General features: G+C 52.7%; 24 protein-coding genes. 18 read left to right on the forward strand and 6 right to left on the reverse strand.

Annotation, left to right across the window (positions count from 1 at the left end):
* Nucleotides 1-7: 7 nt before the first annotated feature.
* The 6 genes from NFS35_RS03880 to NFS35_RS03905 all read right to left on the reverse strand — a co-directional run bounded on the left by NFS35_RS03880 (nt 8) and on the right by NFS35_RS03905 (nt 4,441).
* Nucleotides 8-607: a hypothetical protein gene (locus NFS35_RS03880; protein WP_330639999.1), complete on the reverse strand. Its 600-nt coding sequence runs from the start codon at nt 605-607 to the stop codon at nt 8-10.
* On the reverse strand, nt 604-957 hold the full coding sequence (locus tag NFS35_RS03885) for an STAS-like domain-containing protein (RefSeq protein ID WP_251205834.1): 354 nt from the start codon (nt 955-957) through the stop codon (nt 604-606). The genes NFS35_RS03880 and NFS35_RS03885 overlap by 4 nt, the downstream gene beginning before the upstream one ends.
* A complete protein-coding gene (locus tag NFS35_RS03890) occupies nt 954-1,814 on the reverse strand; it encodes an ATP-binding protein (RefSeq protein ID WP_251205835.1) in 861 nt (286 codons plus the stop codon). Before NFS35_RS03890 ends, NFS35_RS03885 begins: the two co-directional genes overlap by 4 nt.
* A gap of 214 nt (nt 1,815-2,028) precedes the next feature.
* Nucleotides 2,029-3,357, reverse strand: a complete 1,329-nt coding sequence (locus NFS35_RS03895; protein ID WP_251205836.1) for a DUF4041 domain-containing protein — start codon at nt 3,355-3,357, stop codon at nt 2,029-2,031.
* A gap of 53 nt (nt 3,358-3,410) precedes the next feature.
* Nucleotides 3,411-3,788, reverse strand: coding sequence for a helix-turn-helix domain-containing protein (locus tag NFS35_RS03900; RefSeq protein ID WP_251205837.1), 378 nt, complete (start codon nt 3,786-3,788; stop codon nt 3,411-3,413).
* 185 nt (nt 3,789-3,973) lie between these two features.
* Nucleotides 3,974-4,441: a helix-turn-helix domain-containing protein gene (locus NFS35_RS03905; RefSeq protein ID WP_251205838.1), complete on the reverse strand. Its 468-nt coding sequence runs from the start codon at nt 4,439-4,441 to the stop codon at nt 3,974-3,976.
* Between the two features lie 257 nt (nt 4,442-4,698).
* Here NFS35_RS03905 and NFS35_RS03910 point away from each other — a divergent pair, with 257 nt between their 5' ends.
* From NFS35_RS03910 to NFS35_RS03995, 18 genes are all read left to right on the forward strand, one after another.
* Nucleotides 4,699-4,851 carry a helix-turn-helix domain-containing protein gene (locus NFS35_RS03910; RefSeq protein WP_251205839.1) on the forward strand — a complete coding sequence of 51 codons (153 nt, stop codon included), beginning with the start codon at nt 4,699-4,701 and terminating at the stop codon, nt 4,849-4,851.
* 50 nt (nt 4,852-4,901) lie between these two features.
* The gene (locus NFS35_RS03915; protein WP_251205840.1) at nt 4,902-5,387 is read left to right on the forward strand and encodes a helix-turn-helix domain-containing protein; all 486 of its coding nucleotides are present in this window, start codon (nt 4,902-4,904) and stop codon (nt 5,385-5,387) included.
* Nucleotides 5,314-5,793, forward strand: a complete 480-nt coding sequence (locus tag NFS35_RS03920) for a helix-turn-helix domain-containing protein (protein ID WP_251205841.1) — start codon at nt 5,314-5,316, stop codon at nt 5,791-5,793. Before NFS35_RS03915 ends, NFS35_RS03920 begins: the two co-directional genes overlap by 74 nt.
* 10 nt (nt 5,794-5,803) lie before the next feature.
* Nucleotides 5,804-6,067 carry a hypothetical protein gene (locus NFS35_RS03925; RefSeq protein ID WP_251205842.1) on the forward strand — a complete coding sequence of 88 codons (264 nt, stop codon included), beginning with the start codon at nt 5,804-5,806 and terminating at the stop codon, nt 6,065-6,067.
* A gap of 1 nt (nt 6,068) precedes the next feature.
* Nucleotides 6,069-6,245: a hypothetical protein gene (locus NFS35_RS03930; RefSeq protein ID WP_251205843.1), complete on the forward strand. Its 177-nt coding sequence runs from the start codon at nt 6,069-6,071 to the stop codon at nt 6,243-6,245.
* The gene (locus tag NFS35_RS03935) at nt 6,242-6,664 is read left to right on the forward strand and encodes a hypothetical protein (RefSeq protein ID WP_251205844.1); all 423 of its coding nucleotides are present in this window, start codon (nt 6,242-6,244) and stop codon (nt 6,662-6,664) included. Before NFS35_RS03930 ends, NFS35_RS03935 begins: the two co-directional genes overlap by 4 nt.
* 139 nt (nt 6,665-6,803) lie before the next feature.
* Nucleotides 6,804-7,811, forward strand: a complete 1,008-nt coding sequence (locus NFS35_RS03940; protein WP_251205845.1) for a hypothetical protein — start codon at nt 6,804-6,806, stop codon at nt 7,809-7,811.
* Nucleotides 7,808-8,260, forward strand: a complete 453-nt coding sequence (locus tag NFS35_RS03945) for a DUF3846 domain-containing protein (RefSeq protein ID WP_251205846.1) — start codon at nt 7,808-7,810, stop codon at nt 8,258-8,260. Before NFS35_RS03940 ends, NFS35_RS03945 begins: the two co-directional genes overlap by 4 nt.
* A complete protein-coding gene (locus tag NFS35_RS03950) occupies nt 8,232-12,089 on the forward strand; it encodes an AAA family ATPase (RefSeq protein ID WP_251205847.1) in 3,858 nt (1,285 codons plus the stop codon). The genes NFS35_RS03945 and NFS35_RS03950 overlap by 29 nt, the downstream gene beginning before the upstream one ends.
* 28 nt (nt 12,090-12,117) lie before the next feature.
* Nucleotides 12,118-13,092, forward strand: coding sequence for a phage replisome organizer N-terminal domain-containing protein (locus NFS35_RS03955; protein ID WP_251205848.1), 975 nt, complete (start codon nt 12,118-12,120; stop codon nt 13,090-13,092).
* A gap of 89 nt (nt 13,093-13,181) precedes the next feature.
* Nucleotides 13,182-14,102: a PcfK-like family protein gene (locus NFS35_RS03960; RefSeq protein WP_251205849.1), complete on the forward strand. Its 921-nt coding sequence runs from the start codon at nt 13,182-13,184 to the stop codon at nt 14,100-14,102.
* Between the two features lie 13 nt (nt 14,103-14,115).
* Complete coding sequence (locus NFS35_RS03965; protein ID WP_251205850.1) at nt 14,116-16,203, forward strand: PcfJ domain-containing protein; 2,088 nt, start codon at nt 14,116-14,118, stop codon at nt 16,201-16,203.
* Entirely contained in the window at nt 16,200-16,391 is a 192-nt protein-coding gene (locus NFS35_RS03970; RefSeq protein ID WP_251205851.1) for a hypothetical protein, read from the forward strand. Before NFS35_RS03965 ends, NFS35_RS03970 begins: the two co-directional genes overlap by 4 nt.
* The gene (locus NFS35_RS03975; RefSeq protein WP_251205852.1) at nt 16,384-16,641 is read left to right on the forward strand and encodes a hypothetical protein; all 258 of its coding nucleotides are present in this window, start codon (nt 16,384-16,386) and stop codon (nt 16,639-16,641) included. Before NFS35_RS03970 ends, NFS35_RS03975 begins: the two co-directional genes overlap by 8 nt.
* A complete protein-coding gene (locus NFS35_RS03980) occupies nt 16,613-17,638 on the forward strand; it encodes a DUF5131 family protein (protein ID WP_251205853.1) in 1,026 nt (341 codons plus the stop codon). Before NFS35_RS03975 ends, NFS35_RS03980 begins: the two co-directional genes overlap by 29 nt.
* Nucleotides 17,613-18,017 carry a hypothetical protein gene (locus NFS35_RS03985; RefSeq protein WP_251205854.1) on the forward strand — a complete coding sequence of 135 codons (405 nt, stop codon included), beginning with the start codon at nt 17,613-17,615 and terminating at the stop codon, nt 18,015-18,017. Before NFS35_RS03980 ends, NFS35_RS03985 begins: the two co-directional genes overlap by 26 nt.
* Nucleotides 18,010-18,570: a Holliday junction resolvase RecU gene (locus tag NFS35_RS03990; protein WP_251205855.1), complete on the forward strand. Its 561-nt coding sequence runs from the start codon at nt 18,010-18,012 to the stop codon at nt 18,568-18,570. The genes NFS35_RS03985 and NFS35_RS03990 overlap by 8 nt, the downstream gene beginning before the upstream one ends.
* Complete coding sequence (locus NFS35_RS03995; protein ID WP_251205856.1) at nt 18,524-19,573, forward strand: DNA polymerase III subunit beta; 1,050 nt, start codon at nt 18,524-18,526, stop codon at nt 19,571-19,573. Before NFS35_RS03990 ends, NFS35_RS03995 begins: the two co-directional genes overlap by 47 nt.
* Nucleotides 19,574-19,599: the final 26 nt, after the last annotated feature.

Raw genomic sequence — 19,599 nt, forward strand, 5'->3', positions numbered from 1 at the left:
TCGTTGTCTATAAAGGAGCTGGCTTCGCCAACACAGTAACATTCGCGGTATAAAGATGAATCTTCTCCATAGTAGAAAAGTCGCTGTCATCTGAAATGACATTAAGCTTGCCCTCTTTTATGCAGTTCCGCAGGATGGCATAGTCAAACGTATCACAGCGATGCTCTTCAAGCTCCTGGATGAATTGATTCAGAGTGCTATATGTAAAATTAAAGTCCAGAATGGTACATACATTCTTCACATTGGATAATGCCGTAGCAAGGTTCCTTTTTAGCTGGTTTCTTTCCTTTGGCATCTTGCGAAAGTCCTTTATGGACCAATCTACGCCTGGGTGGTTCAGCTCATATAAAGAAAACTCGTTTTTTTCGATTACATGCAGCATTTCCGTAATATTGTAAATGGACGTGAAAAGTGGATTGCCATTGGAGACCAGCTTGTCCACGAAGTCAAAATATGGGGCCGCTCTCAGCTTATCGTGAGGCTTTGACACATTTGTGAACCGCGGATATGTGAACCAATATAACACATTGGTATCCAAAAAGAATTCCTTTCGGTTGTCCATTGGCATAAAAGTAGTCAAATCCGTAGTAGCTGCACATTGCATCACAGTATCACCTTCTTTGGCGTGTTATCGATAATCTGGTTGATTTCTTCAATATGCTCCGGATGCCGCGATACCATTTCTGCATTCTCCATCGAAGTCTGGTAGGTTTCGGAGCCAACCTGGCTGAGATTTCTGATTTGGATGGCATGTATTGTATCAAATCCATAAACTAATGCCAGTGCTGCAAAGCTATAATTAAAGAAAGGAGACGCAAAGCGGGTAATCCCGTTGAAATCAACGATTATACTGTCTGCGTTGGAAGCCAGCAGCTTTTCTAGCTGTTCTTTTAATACAAGTCCTTTTGTCTTTGATGCGGCCTCGTTAGTGATGTCTGAAATGATTATGGTGTTCAAGATTGCTCCTCCTTTAGAAGATAAATGTGCTCATAGTCTGCGTTGATTACGACTGTGATTAACGTGCCGACTATGTCGTATGGTAAACTGACTCCTTTTCCGTCTCTGGAACAGTCATAGTATACATCATTGGAAAAAATTATTAAAGCACCATCGTTCAATTCGGTAAAGTCTTTCAGGTCTGCCATGCCAAGCCCGCGGGGGGTGCCGTCTGTTAATTGCTTCGTGGAATTTCCCCGCTGGAGGGCCCACTTCACAGCATCAATGGAGGCCATGCCTGGGTTCTGCTGTTTTACTAACCTGGGTATTCCTGTACCTGTATCACATACTGAAAAAATCAATTGATTCTTATTTGGCATCCAATGTCCACATGCAAACACGCCACAGGAGGATTTGGAATGGTCAGTGGCATTATCGAATATCTCATATATATTTTTAAAGAGTGAGCCTCGACATGCATCGCTCAGGGTGATAGGAGCAAGCTCTATGATTTTGTCTATATAATTCATGATAGTCCAATCGTCAAGGCTGACTTTTGCAAACGGAACTGAATTCTGGTTCACATGACTGACAGTAGTGTCATAAAAATAGTCATAAAGGCCAGACCGTTTAAAATAGCGCATCACTTCTGGATTGCCTGACGCACATATCCGAACACTTTTCTTCCACTTCTGGGCAATAGCGACTAAGGCTCCATAATATGCTGTAAAGGCAGGGGCTGTGAATCGGCATTTGTTAAAGTCCAGTATAATAGAATCTTCCTCACATGCATATATGTCATATTGTAACTTTGCCAGGAACTGATAAGAGACTTCATCTATATTCAATTTATTCGGTATGGTAATTATCTTTTCCATAATTTTAGATATTTATCACTTGTCGTAGTTTTAAATAAAATATTCTTTACTTATTGCGGTAATGGAACGCCCTTTCCATGGCCTCCAGAGTAAGCCTATCCAAATCTTTAGATGAAAGAGCGCTTGTTTTGTTTTCTCTGGTTGCCCGTACTCGGTAAAATGCCTCTCTGGAGATTTCATCCAGCTTGGAGAGCCTTTCTTCTATCTCCTTTTCCTATTCGGGGCAGGTACGCATTTTTTCGCTGATGCGGTATTGTTCAGCATCAGGGACATCGACAAATTCTACGGTTTTGTCATAATTCTGCTTTATTACTTCTTTGATTTCATCTAGGGTTACATGGAAAAACTCACGGCGGTGGTTGACCATGTTCAGCTTCTTATCTTCGAACGCATGGTGCAGGGCCGTTTCGAGAGCAGGCGCATCATCTGAGAATATCATGGCATGCACATCAAAATTAAAGGGTACAGAGGCATCGCCTAATTCGTCTACACGTTCCTGGGGATCCAAGCGTCTTGTCATCCCGATTTTGTATACATCTTTACCGAAAGAGCCGATGTTTGAAATGACGTATACATATCCAGCACGTTGATTCGCCTCTCGATAATCGATGTCTTTCAAGGAAATCTCGATATCGCCCAATTCCTTTTCAAGTTCCTCCCGTTTGGCTAAGAGGTCGACTTTCTCGTTTTCGGGTGCGGACTCTAACTGCTTTAAGACAGTGAGCAGTGCTTTTTGATAATGTGCCTGTTCTTTTTCTATTTTTCTGCGCTGCTCCTCGATTTCCTTTTGCAGCTTGGCTGCTTCCCGCATTTGTGCGCGAGCTTCTTTGGCCTCCTCCTTTTCCTGCTGCTTTCTCAGCTGGTATTCCAGGGCAAGATAGGCCTCCTGAATTTTCAAATTCAAGTAGTTTTCGGTGATTGCGATTTTCATAATAGTGCCTAATTTGGAAATGGCCTCTGCAGAAGAATTTATTTTCTTTATTGATGCATCAATATTGTTATATTTTATTTTGCTGATAGTATCATCACACTCACTATTGAATGCACGTAGTAACAGTTTTTGCATATCTTTTACCATTTTTTTGCCTTTTGCAGCACTGTCGTTTACTGTCCAGTTTGCATTTCCTGAAAGGGCCAGGTCTTTTTTGATACATTCTTTTTGGAGATTTCGAATTTGGGTAAGCTTTTCCCTATATTCATCAGAACTAGTAAAATCATAACGTGGTGAATAGAGTCCGAATTCTTGCACAAGAATAGTATCGTCAAAAGTGATGATTAGCTGTTTCTTTTTTTCTATTTCTGAATCGAGCTTATTTATTACATCTTGATGTCCGGTAACCACTCGCTGATATGTATCATTTAATTCCTTGAGTTGGGTTTCACAATCAGCTTTTTGGGCTTCTAATTCTGAAATAAATTCTTGAAGCCTAAAGGCATCTTTCATTTCAGGGGTCATCAAGGATGCAAGATTGTCATACTTCGCTTGTAGAGCTTCAAGTTCAGTTTTGTATTGCTTGCCTTTAAATGTGTCTAAGAACCCCATATAATCATTCCCCTTTGTATATTATTTTCCCCTCCGGTACCATTCGAAGGGAATTATTTTCCCAATTTATCGGTTCCAGTCTTTTTCAATGAGGAGTCCGCTGCAACGGACTCCTCATTGAGGCGCTTTAAATAGCCTTTTAGTTCTCCCCTAAACTCATATTGGGCCTCTGGAGGAAGCTGATGGATAAGTGATAGCCATTCAGCATCACTATTGGTTAGAAAAGAAAAACTATTGTCGGCTTCTCCGGTCATTAAAAAATCCATTGTTGTATTGAGCAAATTTGCGACTCTAAGCAATTTGTCAGCAGCAGGGCAATTGGCATCCCATTTCCTAATAGTTCCTCTGCCAATACCGACATCGCGTTCAATGCTGGCAAATGTCATATGCAATGGATCGGCCAGAGACTTAATTCTTTCCGTGAGTAGCAAAAAAGACACCTCCAAATAAAATAATCGAAAATATTACACAAAATATATTGACAAGTGTCAAATTTGCGATTATTATAAACATACACAACAACAAGTTACAGCAAACCAACACAATCACCGGTGCCAGCCGGGGAAAGGAGGTCAAATGGCGGATAAGGCTTCTAATGAAAATAACCAAAACAAAATCATTCAACAGTGGTGCCGCGCGGTTGAAGAGTTTTGCTTAATTCATCGTGATAAGCCTGTAGCGCGGAAAGACACACAGCTTTCGCAATTGCCGCAACACGGTCAATCTCGTTGATATTGGCTTCTGGATTTTCCGCAAGTATGGCCTGGTTGGCGCTGTCGATGGCATTTTGAACCTCGGAGGATATTTTGTCAAAATCAATGTTTAAGCTGTCCAGCATAAGAAAAATTCTCCTTTCCGGGTTGTCGGTCCTGCCCAGCAGGTAGTCCACGGAGCAGTCCAGGTAGTCGGCGATGCGGGCGAGGCTGTCAGAAGCAATAGCGCGACCGTGCCTCATGTGGGACATCGTATTGGAGCCAAGCTGCAAGCTTTCCAGCATATCCTTTATGGCTATGCCTTTGGATTTTGAGCGGACTTTAATCATTTCAGCTATATTTGGCGAATCATACGAAATTTGGGCATCCATTTTGTACACATCTCCTAAATCGCCAAAAATGGAGAAAATCATCTTGATTATCGCCATATATGGTGATAATATGTAATTGCAACAGGTTACAGTAACAAAAAGCAATAAGGTCTCTCTCAGCGGCAACTGACAGGGATAGCATCTACAGCCTAGTTTAACACATTATTGCAACTTTTTAAAGTAAAAAGTGCGAAAGGGGTGAAGCAATGAAGAGGGAATTATCGCCGTGGGGGAGGCAGTGCAAGGTTCAGATGGTCGTGCTTGATAAGAACTTGGCAAGCCTGAGCCAGGAGACGAACCTGTCCAGGTCCTATATCTCGGCCATCATAAACGGCAGGATAGTCGTGCCTGACGAGACGATACAGGCCATCAGCAGGGCGCTGGAGGTGGACGTCGCGCTGGCGCGGTAGGGAACCATGGTCTATTGGTTCCATTATACGGAGTGGAGGTAAGAAGAAAAATGGCATCTAAAGCAGTGAAAAGGCCAGCATACGATGGGACTACCTGCCTGTTATACGACTATATGGTCGCGCAGGGCCTGACTGAGGAAGAAGTCGCCCAGCGGATGGGGGTCGATAAGCAGCAGATAGCGCTCATGGGGGAGGAACTCTATAGCCGGGCCCCATGGCAGCCGGTGGCCCGCTGGTTTATGCGTCCCGACAGCATCCCCAACAACATGATTACCAAATTGTGCGAGGTGCTCCATGCACCGATGGATGCTTGCTTCATAAGGTCAAGAATCCTGAACGGACAGGAGTTCCATATGGGACATATGTATAAGGCCAGAAAGGAGATATTGGCGGAAGCTACATCAGAGGAGCTGGTTCAGGAAATGGAGGGCCGCGGGTACAGGGTGATTAAGGAGGGATATGATGGGACGGAGACCAACGAAAGCAGCGGACAACCGATTCTGCCAGGCGAGGCTGGCAGCTGCCCAATTCAATGAAAGGCTATATTCAAAAGAAGGAGCGGCAGAACTCCTGGGGGTATCGGTATCGACGTTATCGGATTATGAGCTGGGCCTGACGAAAATCGTCCCGCCGGACATGGTGATGAAGATGGCGGATTTGTACAATGCGCCGGAGCTGCGGAACTACTACTGCCGGGAGATGTGCCCCCTTGGGAACGACGTCCCCGTGCTGGAGCTGGAGGACTTGGACCGCATAACCGTGAGGGCCATGGCAAGCCTCCGGAAGGTCGCGGAGACCAAGGAGAGTCTGCTGGACATCACCGCGGATGGCATCATTACAGACGATGAGAAGCCGGCATTGCGTAAGATTCTGGCTACACTGGATGAAATCTCGGTCATCGCCCAGAGCCTGAAGGTGTGGACGGAGAAGAACCTGGAATAGGAGGGATTGCATGGGAGCATTGGCGACTGCACCGGGAGTTCTGAGGGCGGCGACGACCACTTATGTCAATGTACAGAACGTGATGAAGCTCCTCGGGTGCAAAGAGAACAAGGCGTATCAGACAATCAGGGCAATCAACCGCCAGGCAAAGGAGGCCGGCATGATGGCATATGGACAGGGGAAGGCGAGCAAATACATATTTGCGGAGCGGTTCGGGATTCCTATGGACGTGGTCGATGCCGTCATTGAGAAGCTTGGCGATGAGGAGGTGTGAAATGGCATATTACAGAACCTGTCCGTACTGTGGAGCCGCACTGGACCCCGGAGAGACGTGCGACTGCCGGGAAACGGCGGAGAGGGAGCGGGCGGAGGCCGAGGGACTCTTTGAAAGGGAGGAGACAGGCCAGATGTCGTTTATTTTGGGGAATTTAAATGAAAGGAGGAGGGCATGAAGCTTGGGATAATGAAGTGGACAGGGAGGGACAGGCAGAGGGTATGGATTGTGGTGGAGTGCCGGCGCGTCCCCGGATGCCCTGGGGAAAGGATTCGCCTGGCCAGGGAGCGGCGGAGGCGATGGGCGGTAGCCAGGCGGCTGGCAGGGAAGGCAGCCTGGGTGATGTTCAGGGGGCTGGCGGCAGCCATGGTGACGTATCTGTATACGGCACGGGCCATGGAGCAGGCGTTCCTACAGAGAGGGTACAGGGCCTACGGTGGGGAATGCCTGGTCATCCCTTTCGTGTTCTATGGGGCCTTTAAGGCAATCGGGCTTGCGGAAAGGGCTGCCCGCGCGGCTAGACAGTGGACAGCGGAAAGGAAGGGGATGACATGCGGGGAAAGGGGCATCCCGGATGCGGCGTATCCGCAGGAGTAAGAAATGGATTCATCAGGAAGGTCTACAGGATGGAAAAAGAGCACTCGGCCAGAAGCCAGAGCGCCCTACAGGATGACCATATTGTAAACCATCCTGCTGCAAAAATCAAGCAAAAAATACGATATGGAGGTAAATTTCTATGGATTCTATGTATGAGCTGTCTATTCCTAAGAATTATCCGGCATCCAAGTACAACCTGATGGGAAACACCGACGTGATGGTGCAGGTGCCGGACATCAAGTCTCCGGTGATTCAGGTCGTGCGCCTGGACACCGACCCCCAGAAGAAGGATGTCTATATCCAGCAGAAGGCGAGCAAGGAATACAGGGACAAGAACGGGAATGTCCATCCTGCGACGCCAAATCTGTACGCAATCGCGAAGAACGGGCTGAAGAAGCTGGCGGACGGCGCGGGCATCAAGATGGTCTCCAGCGAGCACGTCATACCGACTACCTGCCAGAAGTGCGTGGCGGTGAACCAGCACAGCGGGAAGGTGGTGCAGTGCGGGAGCTGTCGGAACAAGGACGTCGCGTTCCGCATCACCATCTCCGTCCCCCAGCTTACAGGGGAGGTGCTGATGGTGGAGGACACGCATGAAATCATCGTTGACAACGTGGTTCCCGGCATGTCGGACAAGCAGAGGACGGAGTTTATGAAGCACCTGCCGCAGATATGCGAGGCCAAGGCCCTGAATGGAGCCATAAGGACCGCCCTGCACATCAAGGGCACCTACACGCTGGAGGAGATTAGCAAGCCTTTCGTGGTGGCCTACCTGGTGCCCAACCTGAATCATGAGGCAGTGAAGCAGGCGGCCATCGAAAGCATGTTCCAGTCCTCCCAGAGGCTTTTCGGGAACATCCCCAGCATCCATCAGGTGGAGGCTAAGGTACCGGAAAGCGCTTCCATCGAGGCCTCGGACGGGGAGGAGTATGAGGAGTACGTCGATGGCACCTACCGGGAGGCTCCTGGCGCGGAAGAGCCAATCCAGGAGCAGGAGGACAGGACGATGGACTTCCGCTGCGACAAGTGCAATGAGGTGATTCCCAAGAAGGTATGGGAATATTCCATAGAGCATTATGACCGCCCGCTGTGCTACAAGTGCCAGAAAATCGTCAGGGGAGAGCAGAGGGGAGGGAGGCGGCAATGAAGATTATCAGGATAGGCACGGATAATGAGGTCTCAGCGCACGATTTCCCGGAAGGGACGCTCCAGGCACAGAACCAATGGCTCAAGGCGCTGATTGGGCCGCGCTGCGAGATATATGAGCATGTCCTCCCGAAGCGCCTGTATACGGAATTTGGAGTCCCGAACGGCATCATGAGGGAAAGAGGGAGCTTCGTGAGCATGCTGGTCGATGAGGATGGCATCAGCCATGGCCTTGAGCCGAACCTGGTGGGCAGCTACCTGTATGGGACGGATGAACACGGGCAACCGATTGTCGGGAACATACTGCTCATTGGAGAGAAGATTGCAGATGGAGGCATAGAGTTCTGCGGGATATCGGACAGACGGTTCGAGCTGCTGTACCCGCAGATGGAAGAGATAACGAGGAAAGCGAGGGAAGTATATGGGAATCACAATCATTCATGCAGCTGACTGGCACATAGGTGACTTCAAGGGGCCGGAGAGGGATGGGGTGAACCTCCGCTCCCTGGACACGAGGCGGTGCCTCGAATTCATGGCGGCGCGGGCGGAACAGGAGAGGCCGGATCTGGCCCTGGTGCCCGGGGACATATTCCACGCAGGGAAGACATGGAGCGAGCGGTGCTGCGACGAGGTGGTCGTGGCGATTGGCATCATCTCCCGGCTGGCCGACGCTGCGGGGCAGGTGGTGGTGATGCGGGGGACGCCGAACCATGACGGGGCGGGCCCGTTCAAGGTCCTTGCGAAATATTTCGCGGGCTGGCCGAATGTACATATCGTCACCACGCCGCAGGTGGTCAGGACGGAGTGGGCCGACATCGCCGCCATGCCAGGGTTCGAGGCCGGCGTGTACCGGGCACAGTTCCCGGGGCTGGGGCGGGAGGAGGAGAACGAGTCCATCTCCCGGGAGCTGGGCAGCATGGCCCTGGGACTCAGGGCGGAGTGCCGGGCCGATCGTCCGGCCATCCTGATGGCGCATTACACCGTGCCGGGGTGCAACATGGAGGGCGGCCAGTCCCAGTCCCTGACGCAGTTCGAGCCCATCATCCCATCGGAATCCCTGTCCGCTGCGGGCTATGGGCTGGTGGCCCTGGGGCACATACACCGCCCCCAGATGGTTCCCGGGTTCGACAACGTATATTATTCCGGCTCCATCAATGCCAATAACTTCAACGATGAGGGACAGGAGAGGGGCTTCTGGATTCACCACATGGAGCAGTCGGCCGTCAGCTCTGAATTCGTGGAGACGCCGTACAGGGAATTCATCACGTTCAATATGACGGACACCGACATCACGGCAATCAACCTTGGCTGCATGGACGACGTGGCACAGGAATTCTGGCGCTGGAACGGGGCTGTGCAGGACAGGATAGTTAGAGTCCGTTACAGCTGCTCTGCGGAGAACGCCAAAGGGTTCAACAGGGCGGCCCTGGAGAGGGCGCTGCTGGAGGACGGCGCGTTCATGGTGGCGGAGATACTGCCAGAGGATGTCGGGGGATTCGCGAACCGTACAGAGCTTGCCGGGACGATGGATTCAGAGGCGAACCTTGTCAGGTACCTGGAGGAGAAGCAGGTGTCGCCGGACAAGATTCAGGAGCTGGTGGCGAAGGCGAGACCTGTCATCGAGGAGGCTGAGGCTGGCATGCCTACGGCGGCCAGTACCGGGACGTTCGTGCCGGTAGAGATTTCCGTGAAGAACTACAGGAACTATGAAGACGAGACATTCCGCTTCGATGACGTGACGTTCTGCACCATCAACGGGCAGAACGGGGCAGGGAAGAGTAGCCTGTTCATGGACGCCATCATTGACTGCCTGTATGAGCAGCCCCGGGAGGGCATCATCAAGGACGAGGCAGGGAAGTCGCCCTGGCTGCGCAACGATGACTCCGTTCGCTCTGGCTCCATCATGTTCACCTTCCGCATCGGGGAGAGGGAGTACCGGGTGACGAGGACGAGGGCCAGGTCCGGAAAGGGGACGCTGAACATATCGTGCCTTGCCGAGGGGGACTGGGTGGACTGCTCGGAGGAGCGGTACAACGACACCCAGCAGAAGATACTGGACATCATCGGCATGGACAGCTTCACGCTCAAATCCTGCGCGCTCATCATGCAGGACCAGTATGGCCTGTTCTTACAAGCGAAACCAGAGGATAGGGTTGAAGTCCTCGGGACGCTCCTTGGCCTGGGAGTCTACCAGGGCATGGAGAGGATAGCACAGGACAAGGCGAAGGCGTATGGAACAAGGAACCGTGAGCTGAAGCAGAAGGCCGAGGTTCACCATGGCACCATCTCCAGCCTGGGGAATCCGGACAGGGAGCTGGAGGGCTGCCAGGCGGAGCTGGAGGGGTACGAAGAAGCCCTGCAGGTGAAGGCCGCAGAGCGGGACAGGAACAAGCTGCTGCTGGCGAACTGCCAGGAAGCCGCAGAAAGGCGCAGAAAGCTGCTGTCAGCCGTTTCCATGCTGGAAGCGAAGAAGGCTGCCGCAGGCCAAAATAGGGCCACTCAGCAGGCCATCATAGACAGCTGTGCAGCCATCCTTGACAGCAGACAGGAAATCGAAGCGAAGGTCGAGGAGCACAGGATCCTGATGGAACGTGAAAGGCAGCTGGCGGGAGAATCCGCACTGTATTCCGAGAAGAGGCGGGAAGCGGAAGGGCTTGCCAGCCAGGCGGCATCGGAACAGTCGGGCATCTATATCCTTAAGGCGAAGCTTGTACAGAAGGAGACCGAGCTGTCTTCATGCCAGCCTACGGAGCAGGATGCGGAAATCAAAGAGAATGCCGCGGAGCATGAACGACAGAAGAAGCTGCTGGATGAACTATATGAGCAGGAAAGGGTGCACTGGGCGGTCGAGCAGAAATTGGTGTTGGAAAAGAACAGCCTGCAGCAGATTGCTGAGCGATATGATTCGGACGTAAAGCGCCTGCGGCTCGAAGAGGATGGAATGAAAAAGAAAGCGGAGCTGCTCTCCAATGTGGAATGCGTGGATATGGCCCATGCCAGGTGCGGGTTCCTGGCTGACGCGATTGCAGCAAAACAGGCCCTTGAAGGGTATCCCGAGCGATATGCGGCTTTGGAGAAAGCCTATAGGGAGCAGGCGGCTCCTCTCGGCCAGCGGGTTGCCGAGCTGGAGGAGCAGCTGGCTGGGCTGCCCTTTGATGCAGATAGAGTGAATGCGGTATCGGAGCGGCTAGCCGAACTGGAGCCTTATGTGGCGAAGCTCGAGGAAATCAACCAGAGGGAGGGGAGGATTGCCCTGCTGGAGGCCGAAATGGAGCACCTGCGGTCAAATATATCCGAAGCGGAAAGGCGGCATGCGGAGGCCGAGATGAAGGCCATAGCGGCGGCGCAGGAGCGTGACCGTTACTCTAAGGCATCTGAGGAGCATGGGCAGGTCCTTGGTGCTATTGCAGCGCTGGCCCCCTGGCTCGAAAAGGAGAGGCAGTTGCCTGTGGCAGAGGAAAGAAGGGCCACGGCCATGGGCAGGATTCTGGAGCTGGCCGCCGAGATGGCGGACATTGAAGCGGAGATTGACGAGAGGCAGGCAGAGGCGGACAGGGAGGCCCTGGCTATGGCCGGCATGGAAGGGCTGGCGGGAACCGTTTCCCGGCTGGATGCGGAGGTGGATGCCGTCAGCGCGTTGGCCAAGGGGAAACAGATGGAGCTGGGGGCGCTGCGGCAGAAAGCGGAGCAGCTGGTCAGGCTGAAGGAGGAGGCCGCCGCGCTACAGGGCCAGGCCATGGAATACGCGAAGGGGGCTGCGGACTATGAGGCCCTGAAGGCGGCGTTCAGCCAGAGCGGCATCCCTCACCAGATTGTCCGTTCCGTCATCCCCCAGCTGACGGCCACGTCCAATGCGATTCTCGGCCAGATGACCGGGGGGAAGATGGGGGTGGATCTCCATCTGGAGAAGCTGCAGAAGAACGGGAAGGAAAAGGAGTCCCTTGGCATCTTCATCGAGGAATATGGGAAGCCGGCCCTCCCCTACCTGTCCAAGTCCGGCGGCGAGAAGGTGAAGTCGTCCCTCTCCGTGATACTGGCCCTGTCGGAGGTCAAGGCGTCCACGGCGGGGATACAGCTTGGGTTCCTCCTGATAGACGAGCCGCCTTTCCTGGATTCTGACGGCACCCAGGCCTACGTGGACGCGCTGGAGGCGATACGGCAGAGGTACCCTGGCCTGAAGGTCATGGCCATCACGCATGACCAGGAGTTCAAGGCGAGGTTCCCCCAGAGCGTCACCGTGCACAAGGACGGCAGGGGAAGCCATGTGAGGTGGGACTGATGAATATTGGTGAAAAGGAAGTGGTCGCTTGGCAAAGAAATTCTACTGGATGAAACTGAGGGAGGACTTTTTCGATGATGACGCCATGGAATGGCTGGAGGAGCAGCCGAAAGGGAAGGAATACGCCCTGTTCTACCTGAAGCTCTGCCTCAAGTCCCTGAAGACGAACGGACTGCTGATCCGCACTGTCGGGACGCTGCTCGTGCCATATGACACCGTGAAGCTTGCGGAGATAACGAAGACGGATTTCGATACCGTGGTGGTGGCGATGGAGCTGCTGAAGAACATCGGTCTGGTGGAGATCCTGGAGGGCGGGGAGATATGCATCCCCCGCATGGAGGAGATGATAGGTTCGGAGACGGACAAGGCTTCCATCATGCGCCGCATCCGGGAGCAGAAAAGGATGCTGGAAGGTAACAATATTACCGAGATGTTACCGGAGCGTTACCTACATAATGGAGGTAACAATGTTACCGGAGAGTTACCGGACTGTTACCAAAACGTTACACAGAGATTAGAGATTAGAGATAGAGAAAGAGAGAAAGAATTAATCGTTGCTCCTCCGGGCAACGGTTCCTCCACCGACCCTTCCGGCGCATCGGAGAAGAACCCTGTCGGCGACTTTGAGTACCAGTGCGTGGACATGCTGGTCCGGTCGTGTGTGGCCGTGTTCCCCAACTCCAAAGTCCCCAAGACCGAGGCGGACAAGCGGAAATGGGCGGTGGAGATTGAGCGGATGAAGCGGCTGGACGGGAGGGCGGAGGCGGACATCATAGAGGCCCTGACCTTCGCGACCACGGACGGGTTCTGGAAGTCCAACATCCGCAGCACGAAGAAGTTCCGGGAGAAGTTCGAGACGCTGATCGTCCAGAGCAGGGCGAAGCAGGGGCGGAACGCCAGACAGGGATATGGGAACCAGTTCAACCAGTTCCAGCGGCAGGATTATGACATCGCCGAGCTGGAGAGGAGCTTGGTCGAGAATGTGAGGAAAGAAGGCAGCTAGATGGCGGAAAGCTCATGGCATGCCGGACGATATGGGTGGAACCGTAACCACCGGAAAAACAGTGGGAAAAGAGCATAAGGAGGAGCGGTATGAAGGCAAAAAAAGAAGTCGTGCATTTTACGGCTGAAAGAACCGAGGACTATGCCTACGGGTGCATTTGGCACCAGGTGGTGAATGAGTACTTGAGAACCGGCTACAAGGAGGAGGGGAGCAATCCTGATGTCGTAGTGATGGGCGAGACCTATAGGACATTGAAACGCCCAAAGGTGACCGTCTTTTATGATGCGGCCGGGGATACGCTCTTTGACGTGACGAATGAGAGGCTTGAAAAGGAATATGAGTGGCTGATGAACAGCGATGTCGGGGATGAGGCGGAGAATGCGGACACCAGGGGGGAAATAGATGCAGAGGATGATGTGATTCCTATGGGGACAGCATCTTTGAGGGAAATTGTTGCAGGATTGCCTGCACCGACCGCAGAGGAAATTGCAGTTGCCAAAGAGGAGAGTGCCAAGCCTGTCAAGCAAAGGGCTAAGGAAAAGCTGAAAAGGGAGATGGAGGCGGCAAAAGACAGAGCGTTTGCGGAGCCAGTCATAGGCTATCTCCTTGGGCGCTGCAAGGAGGATCAAGGCCTGGCCGAGGACGTGGTACAAGAGCATAAGACATGGCAGAAGTGCTTTGATTATATCTACAGCCAGGCCAGGAAGCAGGTGAAAGGGAATTGTGCCGCCGTCCGCGATGAAGTGGTGTACGAATGGGCCGAGGACTATTACCACAAGGATGACCGGGCCGAGGAAGAGAAGAAGGCCAAGGAAGCTGCCGAACGCAAGATAAAAGAGGAAGCGCGCAGAAAGGAGGCGGCTGGACAGAAAAAGGGAGACAGGAAGGGTACGGAACCGGCTGAGAAGAAAGCGGACAAGGCAGGAAGGAAGCCCGCAGAACCGCCGAAACCCAAGAAGCCGAAAGAGATGGACGGTCAGATGGATCTGTTCTCGATGATGGGCATGTGAGGGGGCGGAAGGGATGGATAAAAGGGCTTTATCCGCTATGCCAAGGCCGAAAGCGGAAAAGCGGTACCAGGTACTGCGCAAAACGGCTTCCGGAATGAGGGGCATAGTCGCAGCAGAGAGGACTGAAATAAACGGTGAGGACACGCTGATAATCAACTGCTTCAAGCCAAAGGGGAAGACGGTCATCCCCTGGTTCCGCACCTTCTGCCAAGAGGCGGGATATATCACCCAGGATATGACGGAAAAGAAGACGAAGTGGAGGACGGCAGCATTTAACCATATCGTCGGATTCTGCATAAGCGATTGTTATCGGACAGAAAGCAGGCTGGCGCTCGCATCGCCGCATGACGGAGAAACGATAGTGGGATTCATGCGGGAGTGGAGGGAGCGCAACCGCTCGAACCGATGCGATGCAGGTTTTGGGTTTGAAGATTATATCTATGCCTACCAGGCAGACATCCGGGACAGGAAGCTGGCCGAGAAGCATCGGAAGATATGCGAAGGGATAGATGCGCGCATGGAGCTGTTCGGAGGGTTGCCGGAGGGTTACCAGCGGTTTGTCGAGGAGACAGTGTTCGATGAGTACAATTACTTTTTCTACTCGAAGAAAGCAAGACGGGCATATTGCACCAGGTGCGGGCATGAGTACGAGATTGGAAAAGACGGCATCTATTACAGGGGAATCGCTTTGCGTAGCAGCGCCGGACATTTAAAGCACAATACAGGCTATGCCTGTCCGTACTGTAGTAAGCCGATTGTGGCGAAAAGCGAGGGGTATGGCAGGGAATCGCTGTTAGAAGTCAATTGGAGTGTCCTGGTACAGCCGAGCGGAGACGATGTCCTGGTCCGTTATTTCTGCCATAGCAAAGATTTCCGCAGAGACTTTAGGCATCCGAAAATCGAGAGCAGGGAAATGTTCCGCAGCATACACACCTCGACAAGCGTGGAGTATTACGAATGGGAGACATACACATACAGCAAGGAAGTACGCTGGTGCTACCCCAAAAGTCATAGCCGTTGGTGGAACCCATCAGAATTCCAAGCACCGAGACAGACGGTTCTCTACAATACGGACTTCGATTTCCTGAGGAGTACCTGTATGAGATATAGCTGCATCGGAATGTTCTTTGAAAAGGTCGTGCCGTCTATGAGGGACACATCGGTATGGATTGTGGACAACTACTTCAACTTCTACCGCAGGCATCCTTTTGTGGAGCAGATGATAAAGATTGGATGGTACACGCTCGTCAGGGAGCTTTTCGAGAATGCCGGCATGGCAGGAAGGGAAGGCTTCAGGAACGGAAGGGGCATACTGGAGACCTGTGGAATCACAATGCAGCAGTTCCTGCTCCTGAGGGATGCCACTTGCGGCAATCCGGAGGCGCGGGACTTGAGGATCGTCAAGCATGCAGAGCAAAGGGGCATAAGGCTGACGGTGGAGGATCTGAAGGCGCTCCGGACAATACGTGATGAAGGCAGATATGACTACTTCGATGAATTCCTGGACGCTATGAGATACACGACGCTCCATAAGCTGAAAGGCTATCTTGAAAAACAGAAGATCCGCCACACGATGGACTACTTCGACTATATAGGGTGGCTTCTGGAGATGGGGTATGACATGCGGAACGGATTCAACCTTTATCCAAAGAACTTCGTGGAAAAGCACGATGAGATGGCGAAGGCCTATCAGAGGTTCAAGGATAAGGAGCATCGAGCGAACGTGATGAGGTTCAACCGCCTGCTGGAGCAGATGCGGAAGGAGCTGAGAGAGGGCGATCCGACCAACCTACAGATGCAAGGGCTGTTCATCCGGCTCCCATATCAGGCAGAGGAGCTGAAGGCCGAGGGAGAGGCCCTTCACCATTGCGTGGGGGCTTACATCGATAGGGTGATGAAAGGCGAGACGACCATATTCTTTGTCAGGCGGATCGAGAGTCCGGAAGTGCCGTTCTACACCCTTGAATGGAGGAACAATCGAATCGTCCAGTGCAGAGGAGCCCATAATTGCGATATGACGCCAGAGGTGGAAGCGTTCACGGCATTGTTCGCGGAACAGATGAGAACATATAGATTAAAGAAGGAGGCGGCTTCGGCATGAGCGATGTAAAAACAGGCAGGCATAGGATCAGGAACCTGCTCATGAAGCTGAACGATGAGGACAGGAACGCACTGTGCTGCCTTTTGATCAAGGCGGGCTATGCGGCAAGGATTGGAAAGGAGAGGCCGGGCGGTAAAGGGCAGACGATGTATTTCGTGGAGTTCTGGGAGGAGGGATTGGATGTTTAGGAACATGGCAAGGAAGCCTATAGCAAGGACGTATACCTATCTGAAATATGGGTTCGTGGTTACGGAAAGCGAGAAGCAGCTGTGCCCGAGGTGCGGTAGCACCCTGAATGCAGGGCCGGACTACCAGCCGAGGCGCTGCGGCCAATGCGGGCAGAGGATTGATTACAGCAGGGTTGAATGGAAGGGAGAAAGGACATTGGGCTTTGCGGAAGGAGGAGGCCATGAACCGATCAAAGATAGGGTGGTGTGACCATACATGGAACCCGATTACTGGCTGCCGTCATGACTGCCCTTACTGCTATGCGCATAGGATGACGTCCAGGTTCTCGGGAGATGTGCGATTGAACCTGATGGCGAATGAGGACTATTCCGTGGTGCCGGCCGCTGATGGAGGGGAGGGGCTGTACGTACTCGATGCCCCCATGATGAATGAGACCGGCAGCCCCCTTGTATATCCTTTCGGATTCGCTCCTACATTGCATAGGTACCGGATGGACGTCCCTAGGAAACTGAAGATGGGGAGCATCATCTTCGTAGGGGCCATGTCGGATATGTTCGGGGAATGGGTACCGGATGGATGGATAAAGGAGGTCTTTGGCATCTGCCGGGAGCGCCCCATCCACAATTACTTGTTCCTTACGAAGAATCCAGAGCGGTACGAACGCTGCGATGCCGCCGGGATGCTGCCGATGTGGGAAAACATGTGGTATGGTTCGACGCTCACCAGGCCGGAGGACAGATGCTTCACGTCCAATGTGCACCACACATTCTGGAGCATTGAGCCGATGCACGCACCGTTCCCGACCCAGGATATGGATGGCCTATCGACCGATTGGGTGATCATCGGCGCTGAGACAGGACATAGGAAAGGGAAGATTGTCCCTGCCAGGGAATGGATCGATGGCATTGTCGGATGGTGCGACAGGCGCGGAATTCCTGTGTTCATGAAGGACAGCCTGATTCCCATCGTAGGAGGAGGCGATATGCGGAGGGAGTTCCCGGAGCAGCTCAGGCATCCGAAGATGAGCCCGAAGATGGAGAGGAAGCTGATTGCCGCATGTGGCGGGTGCAAGGCGCGGATGAGGAAGAAAGACATGGTCGCCCTGCTTGTGAGATGCAGGCGGGGGGAGACAGGGAAACAGATAGGGTTCCTGTGCAGGAGCTGCCTTGAGCGGTGCTGCAGAGACTTCGGGCTGGATGCCGCTCGGGTGGATGCCCCGATTGGCCATGGTGATGCAGATGGCTGAATGGGGCAGGAATATTGAGGGCTATGCTGACTGGACTGCCAGCATAGCCATAGATAGGGCGTCAAGAGAGGAGAGGATGGCTGCTATGGCGAAGAAAAGGAGCTGTAGGCGCACGACAGATGAGAACATCATCCATGACAAGGCCGTGAAGATGCGGAAGATGACAGACGAACAGCTGGTGCATTACGTAGAGGACAGGGTGGAGAAGGCAAGGAGCGAGGGCTTTAATCGGAGGAAGGAGCAAAAGAAAGAGGTTCTGCAGCTTAGTGCAGTGGAATTTGTCGAGGAAATCGGGCGGATAAAAGGTATCGGAACAGCAACAATGTCCAAGATAAGAGAATTGCTTGATAAGAGATTGGAGGGGGATGCAGATGCCTGATTTAAGGCAGCAGATTATCGGGAGACGAAACAAGGCTGCCGGAGAGACATTTGAACGCTGGATATCGGATGCCTGTGAATTCTATCTGCACAAAGGGCTGGCATACATAGAAAAGACCCCGGAGCCTTTCCATATCACTGGCAAGGACAGGAATGGGGTCGTCAGGGGATATTACGAGAAGAAAGGGCAGCCGGACTATAAAGGGATTTTATGCGATGGCACTGGCATCATGTTCGAAGCGAAGCATACGGATTCCGACAGGATAAGCCAGACCGTCATTACAGATGCCCAGTGGAAGGGCCTGGACATATATGAGGGGTTCGGCGCCCACTGCTATGTGATGGTCTCGATGGGACTGACAAGGTTCTATAGGGTTCCTTGGAGCGTCTGGAAGGGGATGAAGGAGCTGTTCGGCCATAAATTCATGACAGCACAGGAATTGGAGCCTTATAGGCTACAGGAGAGACGATGCACGATACTAATTTTGGAAGGGGTGGAGCTGAGGAATGAGGATACAGAAAGAGGAACTCGCACAGAAGCTGAACAAGATTAAGGGGGCAGTGCCGAAGAAGGCTGCCAATCCGGCCTTGCAGGGCATTCTGGTCAGGGATGGTTATTTGATAGCCAGCAACACAGAAATGACCATCAAGGCGAAGATAGAGGGCATAGAGGGGGAACCGTTCATCATTCCGGAAAGGGCGTTCGACCTAATCAACAACCTGCCGGATGGGGAGATGGAGATTTCTGCCGCATCCAATAATATCATCACCATCAAGGCAGACAGGATCAGGAACAAGTACCAGACGATGGATCCGGAGCAGTTCCCCATGACGGTCTCCCAGGAGGAGGGGAGCGAGATGACGATTCAGGCAGGGACGCTTCTGGGATCCATGAGACGTGTGTCCTATGCCGTGCCCGCACAGGGCAGCAACCCCTTGATGTCTTCCCTGTGCCTACAGGCAGGTGGCGGCCAGTTGAATTTCGTCGGACTGGATGGGCATGTGCTGGCATGGGACAGGGTGGACTATGACGGGGAGTTCGAGCTGCTGATACCTAAGAACACGGTAGATAAGCTGAAATCCCTTGGAATGTCCGGGGACGTGCAGATCAGGCACAGCAAGACAGGAGCCGTATTCATCACGGAGGATTTTGAGGTATACACCAGGCTGGTTGAAGGGGAGTATTTCACATACCGGACATTGTTCAAGGATCTCCCGCTACATACGACTGTATCCAGGATGGCCCTGTTAGATGCCGTGACGAGGGCGAAGATGTGCGCTGAGGAAAGGTGCCCGGTCAGGTTTGGTCTGGAGGGCTGTTCCCTGGATCTGAGCATCAAGGACAAGACGACAGACTACCATGAGACGGTAGGGCTCCAGACGGATATCGCGGAGGCCCTGACGATAGGGTTCGATGCCCGCCTGGTATCGGAAACATTGAAGGCCTTTGACTGTGAGAACATCAGGATATCCTTTGGGAGTCCGAAGATGCCGATGACCGTAGAGTCCGAGGACAGCGATTTCAAGGCGATTGTCCTTCCGGTGGCGATAAAATAGCACTGTTTGGCCACGTAGGGAAAACA

It is taken from the genome of Acetatifactor aquisgranensis (assembly GCF_943193215.1).
In the GTDB taxonomy this organism is placed as follows: Bacteria; Bacillota; Clostridia; order Lachnospirales; family Lachnospiraceae; genus Acetatifactor; species Acetatifactor aquisgranensis.

What these genes read in the sequence shown, in the direction of transcription:
- NFS35_RS03890 (WP_251205835.1), bottom strand. Translation starts at nt 1,814, where the DNA reads ATGGAAAAGATAATTACCATACCGAATAAATTGAATATAGATGAAGTC.
- NFS35_RS03895 (WP_251205836.1), bottom strand. Translation starts at nt 3,357, where the DNA reads ATGGGGTTCTTAGACACATTTAAAGGCAAGCAATACAAAACTGAACTT.
- NFS35_RS03905 (WP_251205838.1), bottom strand. Translation starts at nt 4,441, where the DNA reads ATGGATGCCCAAATTTCGTATGATTCGCCAAATATAGCTGAAATGATT.
- NFS35_RS03915 (WP_251205840.1), top strand. Translation starts at nt 4,902, where the DNA reads ATGGCATCTAAAGCAGTGAAAAGGCCAGCATACGATGGGACTACCTGC.
- NFS35_RS03920 (WP_251205841.1), top strand. Translation starts at nt 5,314, where the DNA reads ATGGGACGGAGACCAACGAAAGCAGCGGACAACCGATTCTGCCAGGCG.
- NFS35_RS03925 (WP_251205842.1), top strand. Translation starts at nt 5,804, where the DNA reads ATGGGAGCATTGGCGACTGCACCGGGAGTTCTGAGGGCGGCGACGACC.
- NFS35_RS03930 (WP_251205843.1), top strand. Translation starts at nt 6,069, where the DNA reads ATGGCATATTACAGAACCTGTCCGTACTGTGGAGCCGCACTGGACCCC.
- NFS35_RS03935 (WP_251205844.1), top strand. Translation starts at nt 6,242, where the DNA reads ATGAAGCTTGGGATAATGAAGTGGACAGGGAGGGACAGGCAGAGGGTA.
- NFS35_RS03940 (WP_251205845.1), top strand. Translation starts at nt 6,804, where the DNA reads ATGGATTCTATGTATGAGCTGTCTATTCCTAAGAATTATCCGGCATCC.
- NFS35_RS03945 (WP_251205846.1), top strand. Translation starts at nt 7,808, where the DNA reads ATGAAGATTATCAGGATAGGCACGGATAATGAGGTCTCAGCGCACGAT.
- NFS35_RS03950 (WP_251205847.1), top strand. Translation starts at nt 8,232, where the DNA reads ATGGGAATCACAATCATTCATGCAGCTGACTGGCACATAGGTGACTTC.
- NFS35_RS03960 (WP_251205849.1), top strand. Translation starts at nt 13,182, where the DNA reads ATGAAGGCAAAAAAAGAAGTCGTGCATTTTACGGCTGAAAGAACCGAG.
- NFS35_RS03965 (WP_251205850.1), top strand. Translation starts at nt 14,116, where the DNA reads ATGGATAAAAGGGCTTTATCCGCTATGCCAAGGCCGAAAGCGGAAAAG.
- NFS35_RS03970 (WP_251205851.1), top strand. Translation starts at nt 16,200, where the DNA reads ATGAGCGATGTAAAAACAGGCAGGCATAGGATCAGGAACCTGCTCATG.
- NFS35_RS03975 (WP_251205852.1), top strand. Translation starts at nt 16,384, where the DNA reads ATGTTTAGGAACATGGCAAGGAAGCCTATAGCAAGGACGTATACCTAT.
- NFS35_RS03980 (WP_251205853.1), top strand. Translation starts at nt 16,613, where the DNA reads ATGAACCGATCAAAGATAGGGTGGTGTGACCATACATGGAACCCGATT.
- NFS35_RS03990 (WP_251205855.1), top strand. Translation starts at nt 18,010, where the DNA reads ATGCCTGATTTAAGGCAGCAGATTATCGGGAGACGAAACAAGGCTGCC.
- NFS35_RS03995 (WP_251205856.1), top strand. Translation starts at nt 18,524, where the DNA reads ATGAGGATACAGAAAGAGGAACTCGCACAGAAGCTGAACAAGATTAAG.